Raw genomic sequence first — 19,215 nt, 5'->3', positions numbered from 1 at the left:
CAGATGCCGAACCAGGGAGCGCCATTGGGGCCGTTGCGAATCCTGCTGGTGGAGGATTCGCCCGAAGATGCCGAGCTGGTCGTCGACCAGTTGCTCGAGGCCGGTCTGCAGATCGAGTTCGAGCGTGTCGACAACGAGCCGGCGATGCGCGACGCCTTGGCCGAGGGCGTACCGGATGTTGTGCTGTCAGACCTGAGCATGCCGGGTTTCTCCGGCTACCAGGCGCTGCAGATCCTGCGTGAGTTGCACCCCAGGGTTCCCTTCATTTTCGTCTCCGGCACCATGGGTGAAGAGACCGCGGTGGAAGCGCTGCAGCAAGGCGCCAACGACTACATCATCAAACACCAGCCGGCCCGGTTGCCGTCGGCGGTGGCACGACTGGTGCGCGAGACCCGCAGCGAGCGCGAGCGGCTGCGGGTGGAAGATGAGCTGATGCGCGCGCAGCGACTGGAGAGCCTGGCCCTGCTCGCCGCCGGGCTCAGCCATGACCTGCGCAATATCCTGCAGCCGCTGCTGATCATTCCCGACCTGATCCGTGACCGTAGCGATGATCCCAAGATCGTCCGCTTGGCCGATGTCATCGCCGAATGCGGACGTCGTGGTCATGAGATGGTCGAGTCGATGCTGTCCTTCGTGCGCGGCTCACGCCAACCCAGCGAGCGGATCGTGTTGCAGCGCCTGTTCCAGGCAGTAGGCATGCTGCTCAAGAGCAGCCTGCCGCGCAATGCCGAGCTGCATCTGGAGGTCTCCGATGATCGAATGGCGATCGAGGCGAACTACACCGAGCTGCAGCAGGTACTGCTGAATCTTGCGCTCAATGCCATCCAGGCGATGCCCGATGGTGGCAGCTTGAGTCTGGTCGCCGAGCGTGTCGCTGGCGAAGAGGGCATGGTGCGCATCCGCGTCAGCGATGACGGCATTGGCATGGATGCAGCCACGGTGCAGCGCTTGTTCACCCCATTTTTCACCACCAAGGCAGACGGCACCGGCCTGGGTCTGGTGTCCTGCCACCGCATCGTCGAAAGCATAGGCGGGCAGATCCAGGTGCAGAGCGAGCTGGGCGCGGGCACCACCTTCGAGCTGCTGTTGCCGATGTGCGAAAGCGCCGGCAGTGAAGATGCCGAGCCGCTGGAGAGAACCCGCGTCGGCCATGGTGAGCGCCTGCTGGTGGTTGATGACGAGGCCACGCGTTTGTCGCTGTTGGGCAATGCGCTGTCCAGCCAGGGCTATCGCATGCGCCTGGCCAGCGATGGCGCGGTAGCGATGCGGCATCTGCAGGAGGCAGGGCTGCCGGATGTGGTGCTGGTAGACAGCGGCATTCCGCTGCTTTCGGCCGGTCAGTTGTTGGCGGAGATGCAGGCAATGGGCTACCGCGGCCCGGCGATCGTGCTGGAAGACGCCAACGCGCCGGCCTTCGCCGATGGTGAGGCGCCGTCGGGTATCAGCGTGCACGTGCTGCCCAAGCCGCTGGAGATGCAGCGGGTATTCCGGGCGGTAGCCGACGCGCTGGGCGTGGGCTGATACAACCCGGTTGGCATATGCGGGCTGGCGATAGCTGGCCTATCATGTGCGCCCCTCCTACGATGCGGTGCTCAAGCTCGTCCATCGTGGCGCGGGCGGGCCCGCAGGCAAACCAACTCATGACCACCGTGCTCCTCAGCCTGGGCAGCAACCTGCAACCGCAGCATTACCTGCAAGCGGCCGTTGCCGTATTGCGCGAACGTTTTGGCACGATCAGTGTCTCCCCGGCGTACCGCACCCCGGCAGTGGGTTTTGAAGGCCCGGATTTCCTCAACAACGCGGTGATGCTGGATACCGAGCTGCCGCTGGGCGAGTTGGACGATTGGCTGCACGCGGTGGAAGACGCGCATGGTCGCGACCGTTCCGGCCCGCGTTTCAGCGACCGTACCCTGGATATCGACGTGGTGTATTACGGCGACCTGGTGGTCGAAGGCCCGGGTCATCTGCGCATCCCGCGCCCGGAATTGAAGCACGCCTTCGTGCTCAAGCCGCTGGCCGACATCGCCCCGGATTTCATCGACCCGGTACGCGGCCTGAGCCTGCAGCAGATGTGGCAGCAGCACCCGCAGTACGGGCAGGCGTTCGATACGGTGGAGTTGTAAGGCGGCACGGGTAGTGCCGAGCCATGCTCGGCATTGACCTTACCGGTAGAGCGCTTGCCGAGCATGGCTCGGCACTACAGGTGTTGCGCCCCTTTTTGCTCTTGAGCCCCTCTCCCGCATGCGGGAGAGGGGTTGGGGTGAGGGCAGCTGTTCGCTGCTAAAGCCCCTGCCGAGCGTGGCTCGGCACTACAGGTGCGCGGCACTAGGTCAGCAGGCGGCCGCCGTCCAGACGCAGGGTCTGGCCGGTGATGTAGCCGGCATCGTCCAGCAGCCAACGTACCGCCGAGGCGATCTCGTGCGGGGTGCCGAGGCGGTCGAGCGGGGTGCGCTCCATCAGCTTCTGCTTGGCCGCTTCGCTCTTGCCCTGCTCGGGCCAGAGGATGGCGCCGGGGGCAATGGCGTTCACACGTACGTGCGGGGCCATCTCCAGCGCCAGGGAACGGGTCACCATCTCCAGCGCGGCCTTGGCCGAGCTGTAGGCCGGGTGCTCGCGCAGCGGCTGGGTGGCGTGCAGGTCGGTCAGGTTGACGATGGCGCCGCGCTGCTTGATCAGATGCGGTGCGGCGGCCTGCGCCAGGAAGAACGGTGCGCGCGTATTCACTGCGAACAATTCATCCCATTGCTCCGGCTGTACCTGCCCGAACGGGGTAGGGAAGAAATTGGAGGCGTTGTTGACCAGCGCGTCCAGTCGGCCGAACTGGCCGACGGTCTGTTCCACCAGGTCGGGCAGGGCGGCGACGTCGCGCAGATCTGCCTCCAGCGCCAATACGCTGCCCGCGCGCTCGCTCTCCAGATCGAAGGCCAGTGACTGCAGCTCCTCGCTGGATTGGTGCGCATGCAGGGCGATGCGGTAGCCATGGGCATGCAGGTGACGGGCAATGCCGGCGCCAATGCGGCGCGCGCTGCCGGTGACCAGGGCCACCCGTTGGGATTCTGTCATCTGGGATTTCCTTACTCAGCTATCCTGTGCATTGTCCTCGCAAACCGCCGCATCATGCATTCCGACCTGCCAACCCCCGATTCAGACGCGCTTGCCCACAGCGAGCAGCTGGCCGCGCACCTGCGTGCGGACATCCTTGCCCAAGGCGGTGCGGTGCCGTTCTCACGCTTCATGGAGTTGGCACTGTATGCGCCGGGCTGGGGCTATTACAGCGCCGGTGCCAGCAAGTTTGGTGCGGCCGGTGATTTCGTCACCTCGCCGGAGATCGGCTCGCTGTTTGCTGCCACCACCGCCAATGCGGTGGCGCCGGTGCTGAATCAGCTGGGCCCGCAGGCGCGCATGCTGGAACTGGGCGGCGGCAGCGGTGCATTCGCCGAGATCATGCTCAAGCGCCTGCTGGAGCTGGATGCGCTGCCCGAGCGCTACGCCATCCTCGAGCCCAGCGCCGACCTGCGCGAGCGCCAGCGCGAACGTCTTGAGCGCGCGCTGATTCCGCCGGTGTTCGCGCTGGTCGAGTGGTTGGACCGTCCCTTCGATGACGATTGGGACGGCGTGCTGTTCGCCAATGAGGTGATCGATGCGTTGCCGACGCCGCGTTTCCTCGCCGACGAAGGCGAGATTTACGAAGAGACCGTGGAGCTCGACGGCGAAGGCCGTTTCGTGCGCGGTGCACAACCAGCCGACCAGCTGATGCTGGGCGCGGTGCGGCATGTGGAACGTTATCTGGAACGTCCGTTCGCGCACGGTTACCGTTCCGAAGTGCTGCCGCAGCTGCCGTACTGGATCCAGGCCGTGGCCGGCGGCATGCAGCGTGGTGCGATGCTGTTCGTTGACTACGGTTATTCGCGCAGCGAGTTCTACCAGTACGATCGCACTGATGGCACGATGCGCGCGTTCTACCGTCATCGTGTGCACAACGACGTGTTCCTGTGGCCGGGTCTACAGGACATCACTGCCTCGGTGGATTTCACCGCGCTGGCTGAAGCCGGTACCAATGCCGGTTTCGACCTGGCCGGTTACAGCAACCAGGCCAACTTCCTGCTCGGCAACGGCATTACCGATCTGCTGCTGCAGGCCGAAGAACGTACCGATGAAGTTGGACAGCTGCGCCTGCGCGATCAGCTCAAGCGGCTGACTTTGCCGACCGAAATGGGCGAGCGCTTCCAGGTGATGGGCTTCAGTCGCGACGTCGACATGTCGGCTGCCTTCCTGCTTGGTGACCTGACGTGGCGGCTGTAAGCACCACGCTGAAACCGTTGCGTCGTGCAGGATTCTGGTTGGGCCTGTGGTGTGCGGCGGTATTGGCGGTGATCGTGGTGTGCCTGATCCCGCCTCCAGAATTGAACCTGCCGCAGAACAGCGACAAGGTCGAGCATCTGTTGGCCTACTTCATCCTGTCTGCCAGTGCAGTGCAGCTGTTCGGCAGCCGCCGCGCGCTGTGTTGGGTGGCGGCAGGTTTGGTGGCGATGGGCGTGGGTATCGAGTGGGCACAGGGTGCGCTGACTGCCACGCGCATGGCCGATCCGATGGACGCCCTGGCCAATGCCAGCGGTGTACTGATCGGCATGCTGACTGTGCTGACGCCGCTGCGGGATTTACTGCTCAGGCTGCAAGGGCGCTGAGTCGATAGTGCCTCGTCCGCGTTGTTCGGCAAGCTGCTCTGGTTGCGGCTGCAACTTAATTCTTTAGGTAAATCAGCAATTTCCGCTGTTTTGGCACTTACGCAGGCGGCCCGTGGCTGCTACGTTGCGCCATCACAGGCACCGTCGAGGTGCCGGTGATTTTGCAAAGTCGGTGCGGTGCGGGACGTGGGTGGAGAGGACTCACGTACCGCACCGCGCCTTCCCGGCGATTTCTCCCCGGGCCTTACTGCTTCGGCTGCAGCTGCACCTGATCCAGCACCCACATCTGCGGACGGGTATCGCCGCTGAAGGTCATGCATAGATCGGTGATCTGCCCGGCCCCGGCTTGCAGCGGAGCCTCCAGTTCAATGAAGCCATCCTTGCCCGGTTGCTGCGGCAGCGGCACCGTGGCCAGCACGCGGCCCTCGCAGCCGGCACGCACTTCAAATTCGCCGTACTGGCTTACCGGCTTGCGGAAGCCGCGCTTGGCTTCCTCCGGGCGCAGCAGGCCGAAGTTGTAGGGAATGCGACCAGCGCGCACCTTCACCGAGCCGATGTCCTGCAGCTGCGCGTCTTCCCACAACCAGCACGGGTTGAAGATGGTGACGTCGAAGTTGTCACGCTCGCCGTGCAGCGGGTTGTCGTCGACCAGGCGCAGCAACAGGCGGCCGCCCTGCGGGCATTGCGCCAGGGTCTTGTCGGTGCGGGTCAGCAGCGACTGCGCATCGAAGTTCCATTGGCTGGGCTTGTCGGCCACCGGCTTGCCGTTGAAGAAGGTCAGCGCGGTCAGCACGGTCGGCACCGGCAAGGTCAGTGCGCCGGGATAGGCCGCTGACTGCGCGGTCGGCGTGCTGCCATCGGTGGTGTAGCGGATGTCGCGGTAGCTGAGTGGGTTGGACAACTCCACCGTCACCTTGCCGGCGGCGCGGTCATCCTGGCGCTTCATCGCCACCGACAAGGCGGTCTGGCCGTAGCCAATGCCCTGCGCCTTGTAGCGCTGCAGCTGTGCTGGCAGGCGCGCGAGGAAGTCGTCGTAGCTCTTGTTCTGCAGCGGCGTCCAGGCGATCTCGGACAGCGCAGCCAGACGCGGGAACACATTGTGCTTGAGGTCCTTGCCGTTGCGGGTGTGCTCGGTCCACATATTGGCCTGCACGCCGATCACGTGCTTGCGCTGCGCCGGGGTCAGCTCGGCCGGCACCGGATCAAACGCGTACACGCGCTGCATCGAGGTGAACTTGGGGCGGCCTGTCGGTTCTTCCGGCAGATTGGTCTGCAGGAAATCCAGGTACAAGGTGTTACCCGGCGTCATCACCACGTCGTGGCCATGCGTGGCCGCTTCGATGCCGCCTTCGATACCACGCCACGACATCACCGTGGCCTGCGGCGGCAAGCCGCCTTCGATGATTTCGTCCCAACCGATCAGCTTGCGGTCGTGGTCTTCAAGATACTTTTCCAGCCGCTTGAGCATATGCGACTGCAGTGCTTCCTCGTCCTTCAGGCCCAGCTCGCGGATATAGGCCTGCACCTGCGGCGAATCCTGCCACTGGTACTTCACCGCCTCGTCGCCACCGATATGGATGTACTGGCCGGGGAACATTTCCAGCACTTCGGCCAGGATGTTTTCCAGGAACTGCAGGGTTTCCTCGCGCGGGTTGAACAGATAGGGGTTCACACCCCAGTTGGCCGACGGTTTGGTCGGGCCATCGACAACGCCGTGCTCCGGATAGGCGGCAACTGCGGCCTGCGCATGACCAGGTACGTCGATCTCGGGCACAACCGTAATGTGGCGTGCGGCGGCATAGGCCACCACATCGCGGATCTGATCCTGGGTGTAGAAGCCGCAATACAGATGCGGCTTGCCGTCAGCACCAACGCCGGCTTCGCCAGCGGCAGCACGGCAGCTGCCCACTTCGGTCAGCTTCGGGTAGCGCTTGATTTCCATGCGCCAGCCCTGGTCATCGGTGAGATGCCAGTGGAAGGTATTGAGCTTGTGCGTGGCCATCGCATCGAGGATCAGCTTGATGTCGTCGATGCTTTGGAAGTGTCGCGCCGAGTCGAGCATGAAGCCGCGCCAGCTGAAGCGCGGTGCATCTTCGACCTGCATCGCCGCCAGGCTGATGCTGTTCGCAGGCGCACCAGCAAGCAGCTGCCACAGTGACATCGCGCCATAGAACAGGCCGCGTGCATCCCCGGCTTCGACCAGCACGCCATCGTTGTTGATGCGCAGCGTGTAGCCCTCCGGTGAAGCTGCATTGGAGGCAGGCTTGTTGATGCGGAACTGGATTGCGCCCTTGGCTTGGCCAGTGCTGCTGGGCGTGAGCCGCAGCGGTGTGGTGCGCGCCAGCAGCTGGGTGAACTGTGTGGCGACTTCGCTGGCGCCGTCGGCAGCGATCACGCGGGTGGAGGCATCGACGCTGAAGCGGCCGTTGCCTGGCAGCACCGATACCGGGCGCGGAATGATGCTGGCACCTGTGACTTCCACCGGTAGTTGCGACGCAGCCGGCGCGGTATTGGTGGCGGCTAGTGCTTGACCGCTGGTGGCGGCGAGCGCAAGCAGCAGTGCGGCGTGCAGTGCATGGGTGGAGAGTCGGTGTCCGGTCATCGTGAATCCTCTTTGAAATGTCGGCTGGCATGCAGCCGCACGGTGTTGCGTTTGCGGTTGAAGTTACGGTTGCTGCGATCCACGGGGGGAGGAAGGCAAAGCGAAACTGGCCTGCAGTGCGGCAGGTGATGGCAGGGAAGAAGTGATCGTGTGCGCTGGGATCATCGCATCCAGCGCGAAACCCATCAGCACACCTTCGATGTCGGCTGCAGCGAGCGTCGTACCATCCGTGGCGACGCTGCCTGCGATACCCCATTGGAAACCATGGCCGGCCGGCATCGGATAGCGCGCCAACAGACGCCCATCTCGGCGATCAATCAGCCCGATGCCGGCGCTGTGCTCGAGGAAATACGGTTTGCCCGCGGCCATGCCGACAATCAGGAAATCGCCGGTCGGCAGTGGTGTGCCCCAACTCCATCCACCTACGTCGGTGCGCCAGCGAACGTGGCCGTTACGGGTATCGATCGCGCTGATCTTGCGCAGATCGGAAGAGCCGATGTACAGCGTGTCGCCGTCGAAGGCGGGCTCCGATTCGATCCACGATGTCCAGAACTGGGTGCGCCAAAGTGGGCTTCCATTGCCGGCATGCATCGCGTGCAGCACACCACTGCGGTCGTTGGCGAATACGCGGCCGGCATGCACCATCGGCGCCGCGCCGGGCCGCGAGCTCATGCGGTACTGCCACGCAGGCTTGCCATCGTGCAGCGCCAGCGCCTGTACGATGCCGGCTTCGGTGACGACGAATAGCTGCCCACCATCGCTGGCTGGACTGTGCTGAATGCGATCACGCAGCTGGGTCTTCCAGCGCATTGCACCAGTGCCGGCATCCAGTGCCTGCACGCTGCCGTCGGCGCCGCCGACATACAGCTGGCCATCTATCAGCAAAGGGCGCGGCGCCTGCCACTCCCAGGCGGCAAGTTGTGGTTGTGGCGGTTCGCGACTGGTTTGGCTGCCCTGGATGGAAGAGCGCCATTGCTCGTGCCCGGTTCTGCGGTCGAGGCGATGCAGGTAGCCGCCGTCGCTGGTTACGAAAACCGCATCGGCGGTGAGCAGGGCACTGGCATACACCGGGTAGCCGGTGGTGGTGGTCCACAGTACCGCGCCATCGTCGAGCTTTACCGCCGAGACCGCGCCTGCGGTTGTACCGATATAGGCGATGCCGTCGCGGGTCACTGGCGAAGCGAATATCTGCCCGCCCAGGCGCGTGCTCCAGCGCGGCGCCGGCAATGTTTTCAAATCCGTGGGGGGCGACGTTGCGGCGGGCAGCTGGTCGCGGGTGCTGCGGCGCAGGCTGACCTGCTCGCCGTCAGCGAACAGGCTGCCGGAGAGGCGGTCGCCGTGTTGCCGCAGTGTCATGTGCATGGCGCGCTGCGCCAGCACGTTGTTGTCGAAATCCGCCTTGCCATGCAGTGGCAGGCTCTGCAGATGAGCCATCGGCAGGTCGATCCGCATGTCGTAGCGACCATTGGCATCGGCCTTGAGTTCCAGCCCGATCGCAACTTTCTCGCGCGCGCTGCCGATCTCACCGAGCCAATAGCCAGAGAGGTCGGTTACCTGGGCGTGGGCAAGGTTACTGATTGCAAACAAGCAGGCAAGCAGCAGGAGTGACCAGCCGTGGTGCTGGCGCTGTACAGGAGCACTGCTGCGAAGGGATGTGCGTGTCATGGTGGCCCGGCAAGGGTCGTAGGACGTTCAGTACGAAGGATGGGTGCGGGCCCGGTGAACCGGGCCCGCGGTACGGCATCAGCGGCAACGCGGCTTAGAAATCAAAGCGCAGCGAGGCCATGTAGCGACGGCCGGTGGTGTACAGGCCATTGGTGAGCAGCTTGCTGCCGAAGTAGCTGTGATAGTTCTCGTTGAGCAGGTTCATGGCATTGATCTGGATCGCCAGGTTCTCGTTGACACGATAGCCGACGGACGCATCCAGCGAGCCGTAGTCATCGGTCCATACCTGGGTATTGGCCGCGGCCATGCGGGTGAAGTACTTGTCGCGCCAGCCGTAGGTGACCCGTGCGCTCCAATTGCCCTGTTCGAAGTAGGGGCTGATGTTGAACTGGTGCTCGGAGTTGAACGGCAGCGGGCGACCATCATCGGCTTCGCCATCGGAGAAGGTGTAGTTGGCGACGATGCCGAAGCCAGCGCCCAAGCCCTGCTGCCATGCCAGCGAGTAACCGCGGACCTTGGCATTGCCGGCGTTCTGCGGACGGGTTACGTCATACAGATCGTCACGGTTCTGGTTGATGTTGTAGTGGCTCTCTTTCTGCGACTGATTGAGGATGTAATCCTTGACGTCACGGTAGAACAGCGACGCGGCAAGGATCGCGTTCTCCGACAGGTACCACTCGGCGGAGAAGTCGAAGTTGGTGGACTGGTAAGGATCCAGGTCGGGGTTGCCGCCGGCGCCGGACAGGTTCAGGTCGGTCAGCCAGATGTAGCTGGACATGTCCGCATAGTTCGGACGGGCGATGACCTTGGCCGAAGAGAAGCGCAGCACCACATCATCGTTGAGGTCGTAGATCAGGTTGAGGTTGGGCAGTACGTTGTTGTACTTCTTGCCAGCAACGACGGTCTCCCATTGCGGGCAGGGATTCACGTTGTTGGCGCAGGTGTAGCCCTCGTTGGTGGTTTCGGTGCGCACGTAGCGAACACCGATGTTGCCGCGCAGGCGATCAAAGCTGAAATCAGCCTGGGCGTAGAGCGCCTTGCTGTCTTCCTCGATCGACCAGGTGTTGCGGGCGAACTCGCCGGAGTTGAACGGTGACAGTGCCGGCATCGATGCGCCAGGGGCCAGCCACTTGCCGCTCATGATCCACTCGTACAGCTTGGCGGGGTCGACGGTGAAACGATCGCCGAGCGCGCCGCCGTTGCCGAGCCCGGAAAGGTAATCGCCCGGCATCGGGCGCGGGCCGAACTCGCCGGCACTGTTGGTGGCGGCAGTGTTGAGGCCGAAACCGCGCTGTACCTGGCCGACGAAGTGATCGCGCTGCTTGTAGCCGACACGCAGCAGGTAGACCGGCGAGTCGAGCTTCAGGCCGAAGTCGATCTGCCCATACTTTTCCTTGTCCACGGTCGGCTTCTCGACCACGTTGCCGGCCCAGCCTTCGAAGCGGAACAGCGACGGATCGGTGAACGGATTGCCGTTCGGGAAGCTGACTTCAAATGGATTGGTGTCGGAGTTCTGGACCTTCCATTCATAGTCGGTGTGGGCAAGGAACTCGCTGTAGAACTGGCGCGGGCCAGCATCGGCGCGGGTGCTGCCGAGCTGCGTGCTGAGCGACCAGCGCTCGTCGTTCCATGCAGCCTTCAGGTCGTAGGTACGCGACTTGGTCTCGGCCCAGCGGCTCTGCAGGTCGAAGATCGACAGCGCGTTCTTCATCTTGCCGCCAGTGACGATGCCATCCTTGATGGTGATGTCGGTCAGCCTGCCGCCGCTGTGGAAGTTGTTGCCCTGGTTGATGAACATCGGGTGGGTTTGATGGTCATAGCTGGCATCGATGGCGAAGGCGTTGAACTCGATGTCGAGCTTTTCAACCGGCTTGGCCTGCAGGCTCAGGGTATAGGTGTCGCGCTTGCGGTCCTGCTCGAAGAACGCCGCGCCGGCGGAGTTGACGCCGATCGCGTTCGGGTTGGCGCGGATTGCGTCGGCGCAGGCGCCAGCACAATTGCCGTTGGCGATGGACGCATTGAACGCGCTGGCGGTGATGACGTTGAATGCCTCGTAGCCTTCGCGGCGGATGTTTTCCTCGTCACGCTGTGCCGAGAACACCACGCCGAAGTTCTCGGCCTGGTTCTTCCAACCCAGCAGCAGTGCGGCGTTCGGGTCGTTGGAGCTGGCTACTTCGTTGCGGGTCATGCCGACCTGGCCGGAGATGGTCAGTGACTTCTCCATGTCCAGGGGCTTGCGCGTGCTGATCATCACGGTGCCGCCGATCGAGCCTTCGTCCAGGCGCGCTTCGGGTGACTTGAATACCTCGATCTTGCCGACCAGCTGCGGTGCCAGCAGCGAGTAGTTGAAGGTACGGGTCGGGAAGTCGGACATGTTCCAGTCGCCCGAGGCGATGGTCTGGCCGTTGAGCAGGGTGCGGTTGAGCGAAGGATCGGTGCCGAGGATGCTGACGCGCTCGCCCTGACCGAAGGCGCGGTCGATGGCGACGCCGGGGATTATGGTCATCGCTTCGGCGACGTTGGTGGCCGGGAACTTACCCACGTCTTCGGCGGTGATGACGTCGACGATGGCGTCGGCATTGCGCTTGGTCTCCAGCGACTGCTGCAGGCTGGCGCGGATGCCGGTGACAACGACACGGTCAAGCTCGGTTGCTTCTTTCTGCGCGTCCTGGGCGGCAGCGGAGAAGCTGATTGCCAGACAACTGATGATGGCGGCGGTGAGTGGCGACTTGCGGTGGTTCAAAGGTCTCTCTCCCTTTGCTGATGGATGGCCGGCAAATGCGTGCCGGTCAGTGATTGCCGTAGCCCGGCGGGCGTGCGGATAGTTGATCGCGGTCACCGAGCTGGCCGACCGCGTGGAACCTGGCGTCAGTCAGTGGCGGTAATGGAGATGAAGTCGCGCGCGGCCGCCCTGCGATACAGGCCGACGACGTGGAAAAAGCGAAGGTGTAGCTGGCGATGCTTGTCCACGTCATGCCTCGATGCGTTGGGTGGAGCGCGGGACTACCGGTGTTCAGCCAGGACTGGAGTTTGCTCGGCTTTTTGGTGTTTTGCAAAAATAATTTTCATGAAAAAAATAAGGCCAAAGAGATCTTTTTCAGGCATTTATTGCTTGTTTTGCGCGGTAATTGCGTTGAAATTGTTTTTTATTTCAAGTCCTCTTGAGAGATATTGAAGATATTATTTTCATCTATGAAAATTATATTCAGCTTCAATTCATTGGTAATTTGGGTTCCGCTTCGCCGCCGTCGGGCTGTTGCGGGCACAAAAAAAGCGGGCCTGGAAAACCCAGGCCCGCTGGAGGAGAAAGAACAGCGGAAACGGTAGTGCGTTGGTGCTGGCTTAGAAGGCGAAGCGCAGCGAAGCGTTGTAACGACGGCCGCTCAGGTAGGCGCCGCGCAGTAGCTGCTCGGTGCCGGAGTACGAGTGGTACTCCTCATCGAGCAGGTTCATGCCTTCCAGGGCAACGGTCAGGTTGTCGGTGATCTTGTAGGAGATGGAGGCATCGACCGATGTGTAGTCCATGGTCCACAGGTCACGACCACCGCTGACGTTGGTGAAGTACTTGTCGCGCCAGTTGTAGGTGATGCGGGCTGCCAACTTGTCGTTTTCGAAGAACGGGGCAATGTTGAACTGGTTCTTCGAGTTGTACGGCAGCGGACGGCCATTGGTGGCCTCGCCATTGGAGTACGTGTAGTTGGCGACGATGCCGAAGCCCATGCCGAAGTTCTGCTGCCACGCCAGGGACGCGCCCTTGATCTTGGCGTCGCCGGCATTCTGCGGACGATCAACCCGATAGATGGTTTCCTTGCCCTGGTTGATGTTCCAGTGCGATTCCTCGCGGGTTGCCATCAGGATGTAGTCGGAAATGTCGCGGTAGAACAGCGAGCCGGCCAGGATTGCGTTCTGCGAGAAATACCACTCGGCCGAGAAGTCCAGGTTGGTGGACAGGTAGGGCTTCAGGTCCGGGTTGCCGCCGCCGCCGGTCTGCTGCTGATCGGACAGCCACAGGTAGCTGGACACGTCGGCGTAGCTCGGACGGGCCATGGTCTTGGCCGCGGAGAAGCGCAGCACCAGCTCGTCGGTGGCGTCGTAGACCAGGTTCAGGTTGGGCAGTGCGTTGTTGTACTTGCTCGGCTTGACCCGCCACTCGTACTTGTCTGCAGTGCAATCCTTCGGGTTGTTGACGGTGCAGATCCACGCGCCGCTGCCCACTTCGGTCTGTACATAGCGCATGCCGATGTTGCCGCGCAGGCGGTCGAAGCTGAAGTCGGCCTGCACGTAGGCGGCCTTGATGTCTTCTTCGATGGTCCAGGTGTTGCGGGCGAACTCCGCATTGCCCAGCGTGGTCGGGACCGGCGCAGTCTGCCACGGTGCCAGCCACTTGTTGCTGGAGATGTAGTCGGCCAATGCCCAGCCATCGATGGTGAAGCGGTCGGCGAGGTCGCCATAGCCGCCGAAGCCGCTCAGATAGTTGCCCGGCAGCGGACGCGGGTTGAACATCGAGGCGGTGGCATCGCCATAGCCTTGGATCGATGCCAGCGTCACGCCGCGCTGGATCTGGCCGGTTTCATGCGAACGCTGCTTGTAGCCCGCGCGGATCAGGTAGACCGGCGAATCCAGCTTCAGGCCGAAGTCCAGCTGGCCGTAGGTTTCCTTGTCCAGGGTCGGCTTTTCCACCAGGTTGCCGCCCCAGCCCGATGCCCAGTTGCCTTGGGCTGGCGGGTTGGTGTGCCACGGATCGGCATAGCCGCCATCCATGCGGAAGGCTTCCGGATCGGTGAACGGGTTCTTGCCGTGGAAGGTGACGCTGCCCGGCTTGTTCGGGCCATTTTCGATCGACCAGGTGTAGTCGGCGTTGGCCAGGAAGCTGCCATAGACCTGCTTCGGGCCACCTTCGGCCTTGGTGCGGCCGATATGGGTGGAGGCGAACCAGCGCTCATCGTTCCAGTCGGCCTTGATGTCGTAGGTTTCCGACTCGACCTTGGCCCGGCGGTTCTGCAGATCGAACGCCACGCGGCCGTTCTTGTGCGTACCACTGGTAATCAAGCCGTCCTTGATGGTGACATCGGTCATCGTCATCAGGCCGCCATAGGTATTGCCCGGCCAGACGAACATGGACTGCGCCATGTGGTCGAAGTTCGCGTCGACCTTCAAGGCGTTGAACTCGATGTTCAGCTGCTCGACCGGCTTGAATTGCAGCGATGCCGAATAGGTGTTGCGCTTGCGCTTCTGTTCAAAGAAGTGCGCGCTCATCGAGCTCGGGCCCACTGCGTTCGGGTTGGCGTTCAAGGCGTCGGCACAGGCGCCCTGGCAGGTGCCGGGCTTCTGCGGCTGCTGGCCATTGGGCAGCGGCGGAACCGACCAGTCGACACCGGTGTTGTTGACCGAGCCCGCTGCGCCATCGACGCCATCGCGGTAGTTCTTGGCGGTGACGGTGCCGTAGGACTCGATGCCGTCACGGCGGATGCTTTCGTTGCTGGCCTGTGCCGAGAGGATGAAGCCGAAGTTTTCGGCCTGGTTCTTCCAGCCGAAGGCAGCAGAGGCGCTGGGGTCGGTCTTGTCGACGCGATCGTTGCGGCCGTAGCTGACGCGACCGCTGACGCTGACCTTCTCCGGCATGTCCAGGGGCTTGCGCGTGGAGATGTTGACGGTGCCGCCGATCGAGCCTTCATCCAGGCGTGCTTCCGGCGACTTGAATACTTCGACCTTACCGACCAGTTCCGGCGCCAACAGTGAGTAGTTGAAGGTGCGGGTCGGGAAGTCGGACATGTTCCAGTCGCCCGAAGCGATGGACTGGCCGTTGAGCAGGGTGCGGTTCAAGGCCGGGTCGGTGCCGAGGATCGACACCTTCTCGCCCTGGCCATACGCGCGGTCGATGGTGACGCCCGGGATCAGGGTCATCGCTTCGGCGACGTTGGTGGCCGGGAACTTGCCCACGTCCTCGGCGGTGATCACGTCGACGATGGCATCGGCGTTGCGCTTGGTTTCCAGCGACTGCTGCAGGCTGGCGCGGATGCCGGTGACGACAACGCGGTCAAGCTCGGTAGCTTCCTTGCTGGCTTCCTGCGCGTGCGCGGAAAAGCTCAGACAGGTGACGATGGCGGCGGATAGTACGGACTTGCGGTACCTCATGATGTCTCTCCTCATCATTGATGGATGCCGGCGAACTGGCCGGAAGTTGTGTCGCTGGAAGCGGCGCATGGGCTGGCTGCCGCATGCGCCTGCGTTACTGCCGAGTGCGGTGCGCTGGGATCGATTTCCCTGCGTCCCAGATACCAACTGGCGGCGCCGATGACGCCCAGTTGCCCGTGCTCTACCAACTTCACGGGGATGCGTTGCAGCGCTTCGCGCATCGGTCCCTTGTTGAGGAATCGCTCGGCGAAGCTGCTGTTGATGAGGAACTGGCTGATCTTGGGCAGGATGCCGCCAGCCAGGTAGATGCCGCCTTGGGCGCCGTACAGCAGCGCCATGTCGCCGATGGTCGAGCCGAGAATCGCGCAGAACAGCTGCAGCGTTTGTTGGGCAACCGGATCGCTGCCATCGCAGGCAGCAGCGCTGATTGCGTCGGGGGTGGCGTGCACGGGCGCGGTATCGCACACGGCGCACAGTGCGTTGTACAGGTTGAGCAGGCCCGGGCCAGACAAGGCGTGCTCGATGGCGACATGGTTGCGCCCGCGCAGCATCTGCTGCAGCACGGCGACTTCCAGTGCGGTGCTGGCGCTCAGCGAGGCTTGTCCGGCTTCAGTGGCCAGCACCATCGAGCGGCTGCCATTGGGAATCCACAGTGCCGCGCCCAGGCCGGTGCCGGGGCCCACGATCAGTACCGGTCCCTCGGCGGCGACGGCAGGGCCGCTCAGCAGTAGTGCGTCGCTGGCATCGATATGTGCGGCGGCATGGGCGACGGCTTCGAAATCATTGACCAGATGCACCGCGGCGAAGCCGAGGTCATCGCGGATGCGGTTGCACGACAGCGGCCACGGCAGGTTGGCTGAGATCACCGTGCCATCGGGCAGGGCGTAACCGGCACTGGCGATGGCGCATTCGCGCACGGTGGCGCGGTCAACCGGGAACTGGGCAAGGATGCTGCTCAGGTCCGGGTAGTCGGCGCAGCGGTACTGGCGGTAGGCCAGCAGCTGCATCGGTGCGCTGGGGTTGCTGCCTGGCTGCACCAGGCCTACGCGGACGTGGGTGCCACCCACATCGGCGGCCAGCAGCGGCGCGGCAGATGTAGGAGTGGTCAGCTTGGCTGTTGGATTCCGGCTGGCAACCACGCACGTCCCCTGGAAGTTGGCGCGACACCTGTTGGCGTTGCGGCATGCGGAGTGTCCGTGCTTCGTGACAACGATGTCAAGGCGCAGTGCAAAAAATTTTCAGAGCTCGGGCTCAGTCGGTAGTGCTTATATATCAATGATTTCAGTGACTATTTTTGTTTCATGTGAAATCCATGAGCGATTTTGCGTTTGGCCCCACGGGGCTGATGAAGTCCTGTGAAATTTTTTGGCACGCCCAGACCCACTGTAGGAGCGGCGTAAGCCGCGAAGCCGGAGGCAACGAAATGGAGGGCTTTTCTGTATCCCGATCGGTTACGGGCATCGGTGAGTTGATGTACAGGGCTTCTGCCGGCTGTTGGATCCGTTGCTTCGCGGCTTACACCGCTCCTACAGCCCCGCACAAATTCGGGAATTTCCGACGGGCTGACGGCAGACAGCACAAGGCCACCGCATGCGGTGGCCTTGTGCTTACAACAAACCGCTGTGTGGATTACTTGGCCGGTTCGAGCTTGATCCAGTCCAGCGTCCACATGTTCGGGCGGGTGTCGCCGGTGAAGCGTACGCACAGGTCGCCGCGTGTTGCCGGTGCGGTGATGCTGGCGTCCAGTTCGAGGAAGCCGTCGGCATTCGGCTCGGCCGGCAACGGCACCGAGGCCAGCGGCTTGCCTTCGCAGTTGGCGAGGATTTCCAGTTCGCCATGGGCAGTACGTGCCGGCGCGAACTTGCGCGACGGCTCGTCGTGGGCCAGCTGGAAGTTGTACGGAATACGACCGGCACGCACCTTGATGCGGGTCACGTCCGACAGATCAACATCGCTCCACAACCAGCACGGGTTGAAGATGTTGACGTTGAACACTTCGCGCTCGCCCTCGGCCGGGCCGTCGTCTTCCAGCCGCAGCAGCAACTTGCCACCATTCGGGCACAGGCCGAGCTGGGTGTCTTCGCGGACCAGCAGCGAGGCGGCATCCAGCTTGAAGGTATTGGCTGCTGCCAGCGGCTTGCCGTTGAAGAACGCAGCGGCCTGTACCTGCACCGGCACCTTCAACTGCAGCGGCTGCGCGTACAGTGGCGAGCTGGCGGTGACTGCGCTGCCATCCAGCGTGTAATGCAGCGGGTAGCCGAGCGGATTGTTCAAGCTCACCTGCACCGCGCCAGTACGGTGTTCGCCCTTGTCCAGCATGTCGACCTGGAACGGCGTCTTCGCATAGGCGATGTTCATCGCCTGATAGCGTTGCAGCTGCTGCGGCAGGCGCTGCAGGAAATTGCCGAAGTTGCGCTTTTCCTGCGGGCTCCAACCGGTTTCGGCGACCGCGGCCAGGCGCGGGAACAGGTTGTGCTCCAGGTTCTGGTCGTTGCGGGTGTGCTCGTTGAACATATTGGCCTGCAGGCCAAGGATGTGTGCGCGCTTGTCGGCAGCAAGTTCGGCCGGCACCGGCTCGAACTCGTAGGCTTTCTGCAGGGTGATGGTGGTCGGACGGCCCGCCGGCTCGTTCGGTGATTCGGTCTGCAGGTAATCCATGTACATGTGGGTGACCGGCGACATCACCACATCGTGGCCTTCGCTGGCAGCCTTGAGCCCGCCTTCGGTACCACGCCAGGACATTACCGTTGCTTCCGGCGGCAGGCCGCCTTCGAGGATTTCATCCCAGCCGATCAGGCGGCGGTCGTGCTGCTCCAGGAACTTCTCCAGACGCTTGATGATATGGCTCTGCATCTCCATTTCATCCTTGGCGCCGAGCTCACGCATGCGTTCCTGCACGCGCTTGGAAGCGATCCACTGATCCTTGACGGCCTCGTCGCCACCGACGTGCACGTACTTGGACGGGAACATTTCAATCACTTCTTCCAGCACGTTTTCCAGGAACTGGAAGGTGCTTTCCTCGGTGTTGAACAGGTTCGGGAAAACGCCCCACTGGTTGTCGATGACCAGCTTCTGGTCGGTGGTGCCCAGCTCCGGATAGGCAACGATGGCGGCGGTGGCATGGCCGGGAACGTCGATTTCCGGGATTACCTGGATGTGGCGTTCGGCGGCGTAGGCGATGATTTCGCGGATCTGCTCCTGCGTGTAGTAACCGCAGTACTGGCGCGGTTCGCCGGTAGCGGCGTTGCGGCCGGCATCACCCAGCGGCACACGGCAGCTGCCAACTTCGGTGAGCTTGGGGTAGCGCTTGATCTCCATGCGCCAGCCCTGGTCATCGGTCAGATGCCAGTGGAAGGTATTGAGCTTGTGCTGCGCCATCGCATCGAGCAGCTTCTTGATCTCGTCCATGCTCTGGAAGTGGCGCGCCGAGTCGAGCATGAAGCCACGCCACGGGAAGCGCGGGGTGTCAGCGATGGTGGCGGCGGCGACGTGGCCGGGCGTGTTGCCGGTCAGCAGCTGGGCGGCGGTGACCGCGCCATAGAACAGGCCGACATCATCACCGGCGCTGACATCAATGCCGGTGTTGGAGACTTTCAGTGCGTAGCCTTCAGCCGTGTTGGTTGCCGAAGGATCGAGGCGGAAGCGGATCTGCGCGCTGCCAGCATTGTCGGCAATGGCCAGGGTCGGGCCGCCGTTCTGCTTGAGCAGGGTCACGAATTGCGCGGCGGCGCGGCGTGCTGCTTCGTCGTTGCCGCCGACGCGGGCGGAACTCTTCAACACGAAGTCCTTGCCGCCGTCAGCCTGGTAGCTGGCGGGCAGGGGGACAAGCGAAGGGGCGGAGGTGGTGTCAGCAGCCTGCACCTGCAGGGCGGACATGCCCAGCAATACGCAGCTGCTGAGCCACGGCGCGCGGCTGCGCTTGTGGAAGGACTTCGTCATGGGCGGAGCTCCTGTCTGTGCTTGGGCGGCAGTGTGTAGTGCCGCATCGATCTTGTGTAGTGCCGAGCCATGCTCGGCAACGCTGTTGCCCCTGTAGTGGGGGGGCCCACCAGACCGAGCCGCGGAAAGGGTAGGGCCCACCACCCCACACCTGACCGCCCCCCCCAAACAAAGGCCGCACCCCACACC

General features: G+C 63.2%; 12 protein-coding genes. 4 read left to right on the top strand and 8 right to left on the bottom strand.

All coding sequences use genetic code 11. The annotated features are described in order from the left end of the window. Window positions 1-3: 3 nt before the first annotated feature. Window positions 4-1,521, top strand: a complete 1,518-nt coding sequence (locus ACVOLR_RS06100) for an ATP-binding response regulator (RefSeq protein ID WP_481535647.1) — start codon at window positions 4-6, stop codon at window positions 1,519-1,521. A 119-nt stretch (window positions 1,522-1,640) separates the two neighbouring features. Next, window positions 1,641-2,123, top strand: a complete 483-nt coding sequence (gene folK, locus ACVOLR_RS06095) for a 2-amino-4-hydroxy-6-hydroxymethyldihydropteridine diphosphokinase (protein WP_481535646.1) — start codon at window positions 1,641-1,643, stop codon at window positions 2,121-2,123. A 202-nt stretch (window positions 2,124-2,325) separates the two neighbouring features. Here folK and ACVOLR_RS06090 read toward each other — a convergent pair whose 3' ends face one another. Continuing rightward, entirely contained in the window at window positions 2,326-3,063 is a 738-nt protein-coding gene (locus ACVOLR_RS06090; RefSeq protein ID WP_481535645.1) for a pteridine reductase, read from the bottom strand. 54 nt (window positions 3,064-3,117) lie between these two features. On the opposite strand from ACVOLR_RS06090, the gene ACVOLR_RS06085 reads away from it, so the two are divergent. Next, window positions 3,118-4,302 (top strand): class I SAM-dependent methyltransferase, encoded by a 1,185-nt coding sequence (locus ACVOLR_RS06085; protein WP_481535644.1) that lies wholly within the window; start codon window positions 3,118-3,120, stop codon window positions 4,300-4,302. Continuing rightward, a complete protein-coding gene (locus tag ACVOLR_RS06080; RefSeq protein WP_481535643.1) occupies window positions 4,290-4,685 on the top strand; it encodes a VanZ family protein in 396 nt (131 codons plus the stop codon). Before ACVOLR_RS06085 ends, ACVOLR_RS06080 begins: the two co-directional genes overlap by 13 nt. 244 nt (window positions 4,686-4,929) lie before the next feature. Here the strand turns inward: ACVOLR_RS06080 and ACVOLR_RS06075 are convergent, their stop codons facing one another. The 7 genes from ACVOLR_RS06075 to ACVOLR_RS06045 form a co-directional block, all read right to left on the bottom strand. Beyond that, window positions 4,930-7,287, bottom strand: coding sequence for a beta-N-acetylhexosaminidase (locus ACVOLR_RS06075; RefSeq protein ID WP_481535642.1), 2,358 nt, complete (start codon window positions 7,285-7,287; stop codon window positions 4,930-4,932). Window positions 7,288-7,350: 63 nt separating this feature from the next. Then, complete coding sequence (locus tag ACVOLR_RS06070; protein WP_481535641.1) at window positions 7,351-8,952, bottom strand: outer membrane protein assembly factor BamB family protein; 1,602 nt, start codon at window positions 8,950-8,952, stop codon at window positions 7,351-7,353. A gap of 94 nt (window positions 8,953-9,046) precedes the next feature. Continuing rightward, window positions 9,047-11,695, bottom strand: a complete 2,649-nt coding sequence (locus ACVOLR_RS06065) for a TonB-dependent receptor (RefSeq protein WP_481535640.1) — start codon at window positions 11,693-11,695, stop codon at window positions 9,047-9,049. A 46-nt stretch (window positions 11,696-11,741) separates the two neighbouring features. Beyond that, window positions 11,742-11,927 carry a hypothetical protein gene (locus tag ACVOLR_RS06060; RefSeq protein WP_481535639.1) on the bottom strand — a complete coding sequence of 62 codons (186 nt, stop codon included), beginning with the start codon at window positions 11,925-11,927 and terminating at the stop codon, window positions 11,742-11,744. A 367-nt stretch (window positions 11,928-12,294) separates the two neighbouring features. After that, window positions 12,295-15,087, bottom strand: a complete 2,793-nt coding sequence (locus ACVOLR_RS06055; RefSeq protein ID WP_481535638.1) for a TonB-dependent receptor — start codon at window positions 15,085-15,087, stop codon at window positions 12,295-12,297. A 14-nt stretch (window positions 15,088-15,101) separates the two neighbouring features. Further along, entirely contained in the window at window positions 15,102-16,226 is a 1,125-nt protein-coding gene (locus ACVOLR_RS06050; protein WP_481535637.1) for a glucokinase family protein, read from the bottom strand. 490 nt (window positions 16,227-16,716) lie between these two features. Beyond that, window positions 16,717-19,026 (bottom strand): beta-N-acetylhexosaminidase, encoded by a 2,310-nt coding sequence (locus tag ACVOLR_RS06045; RefSeq protein WP_481535636.1) that lies wholly within the window; start codon window positions 19,024-19,026, stop codon window positions 16,717-16,719. Between the last annotated feature and the right edge of the window lie 189 nt (window positions 19,027-19,215).

This window comes from Stenotrophomonas sp. STEN030, assembly GCF_056759995.1.
The sequence above is the reverse complement of the archived record's forward strand: the minus strand, read 5'-3'. Positions and strand labels throughout refer to the sequence as shown.

Excerpts from the sequence above, each read along its gene's own strand:
- ACVOLR_RS06100 (WP_481535647.1), top strand. The coding sequence starts at position 4 with ATGCCGAACCAGGGAGCGCCATTGGGGCCGTTGCGAATCCTGCTGGTG.
- folK (WP_481535646.1), top strand. The coding sequence starts at position 1,641 with ATGACCACCGTGCTCCTCAGCCTGGGCAGCAACCTGCAACCGCAGCAT.
- ACVOLR_RS06090 (WP_481535645.1), bottom strand. The coding sequence starts at position 3,063 with ATGACAGAATCCCAACGGGTGGCCCTGGTCACCGGCAGCGCGCGCCGC.
- ACVOLR_RS06085 (WP_481535644.1), top strand. The coding sequence starts at position 3,118 with ATGCATTCCGACCTGCCAACCCCCGATTCAGACGCGCTTGCCCACAGC.
- ACVOLR_RS06075 (WP_481535642.1), bottom strand. The coding sequence starts at position 7,287 with ATGACCGGACACCGACTCTCCACCCATGCACTGCACGCCGCACTGCTG.
- ACVOLR_RS06070 (WP_481535641.1), bottom strand. The coding sequence starts at position 8,952 with ATGACACGCACATCCCTTCGCAGCAGTGCTCCTGTACAGCGCCAGCAC.
- ACVOLR_RS06060 (WP_481535639.1), bottom strand. The coding sequence starts at position 11,927 with ATGACGTGGACAAGCATCGCCAGCTACACCTTCGCTTTTTCCACGTCG.
- ACVOLR_RS06055 (WP_481535638.1), bottom strand. The coding sequence starts at position 15,087 with ATGAGGTACCGCAAGTCCGTACTATCCGCCGCCATCGTCACCTGTCTG.
- ACVOLR_RS06045 (WP_481535636.1), bottom strand. The coding sequence starts at position 19,026 with ATGACGAAGTCCTTCCACAAGCGCAGCCGCGCGCCGTGGCTCAGCAGC.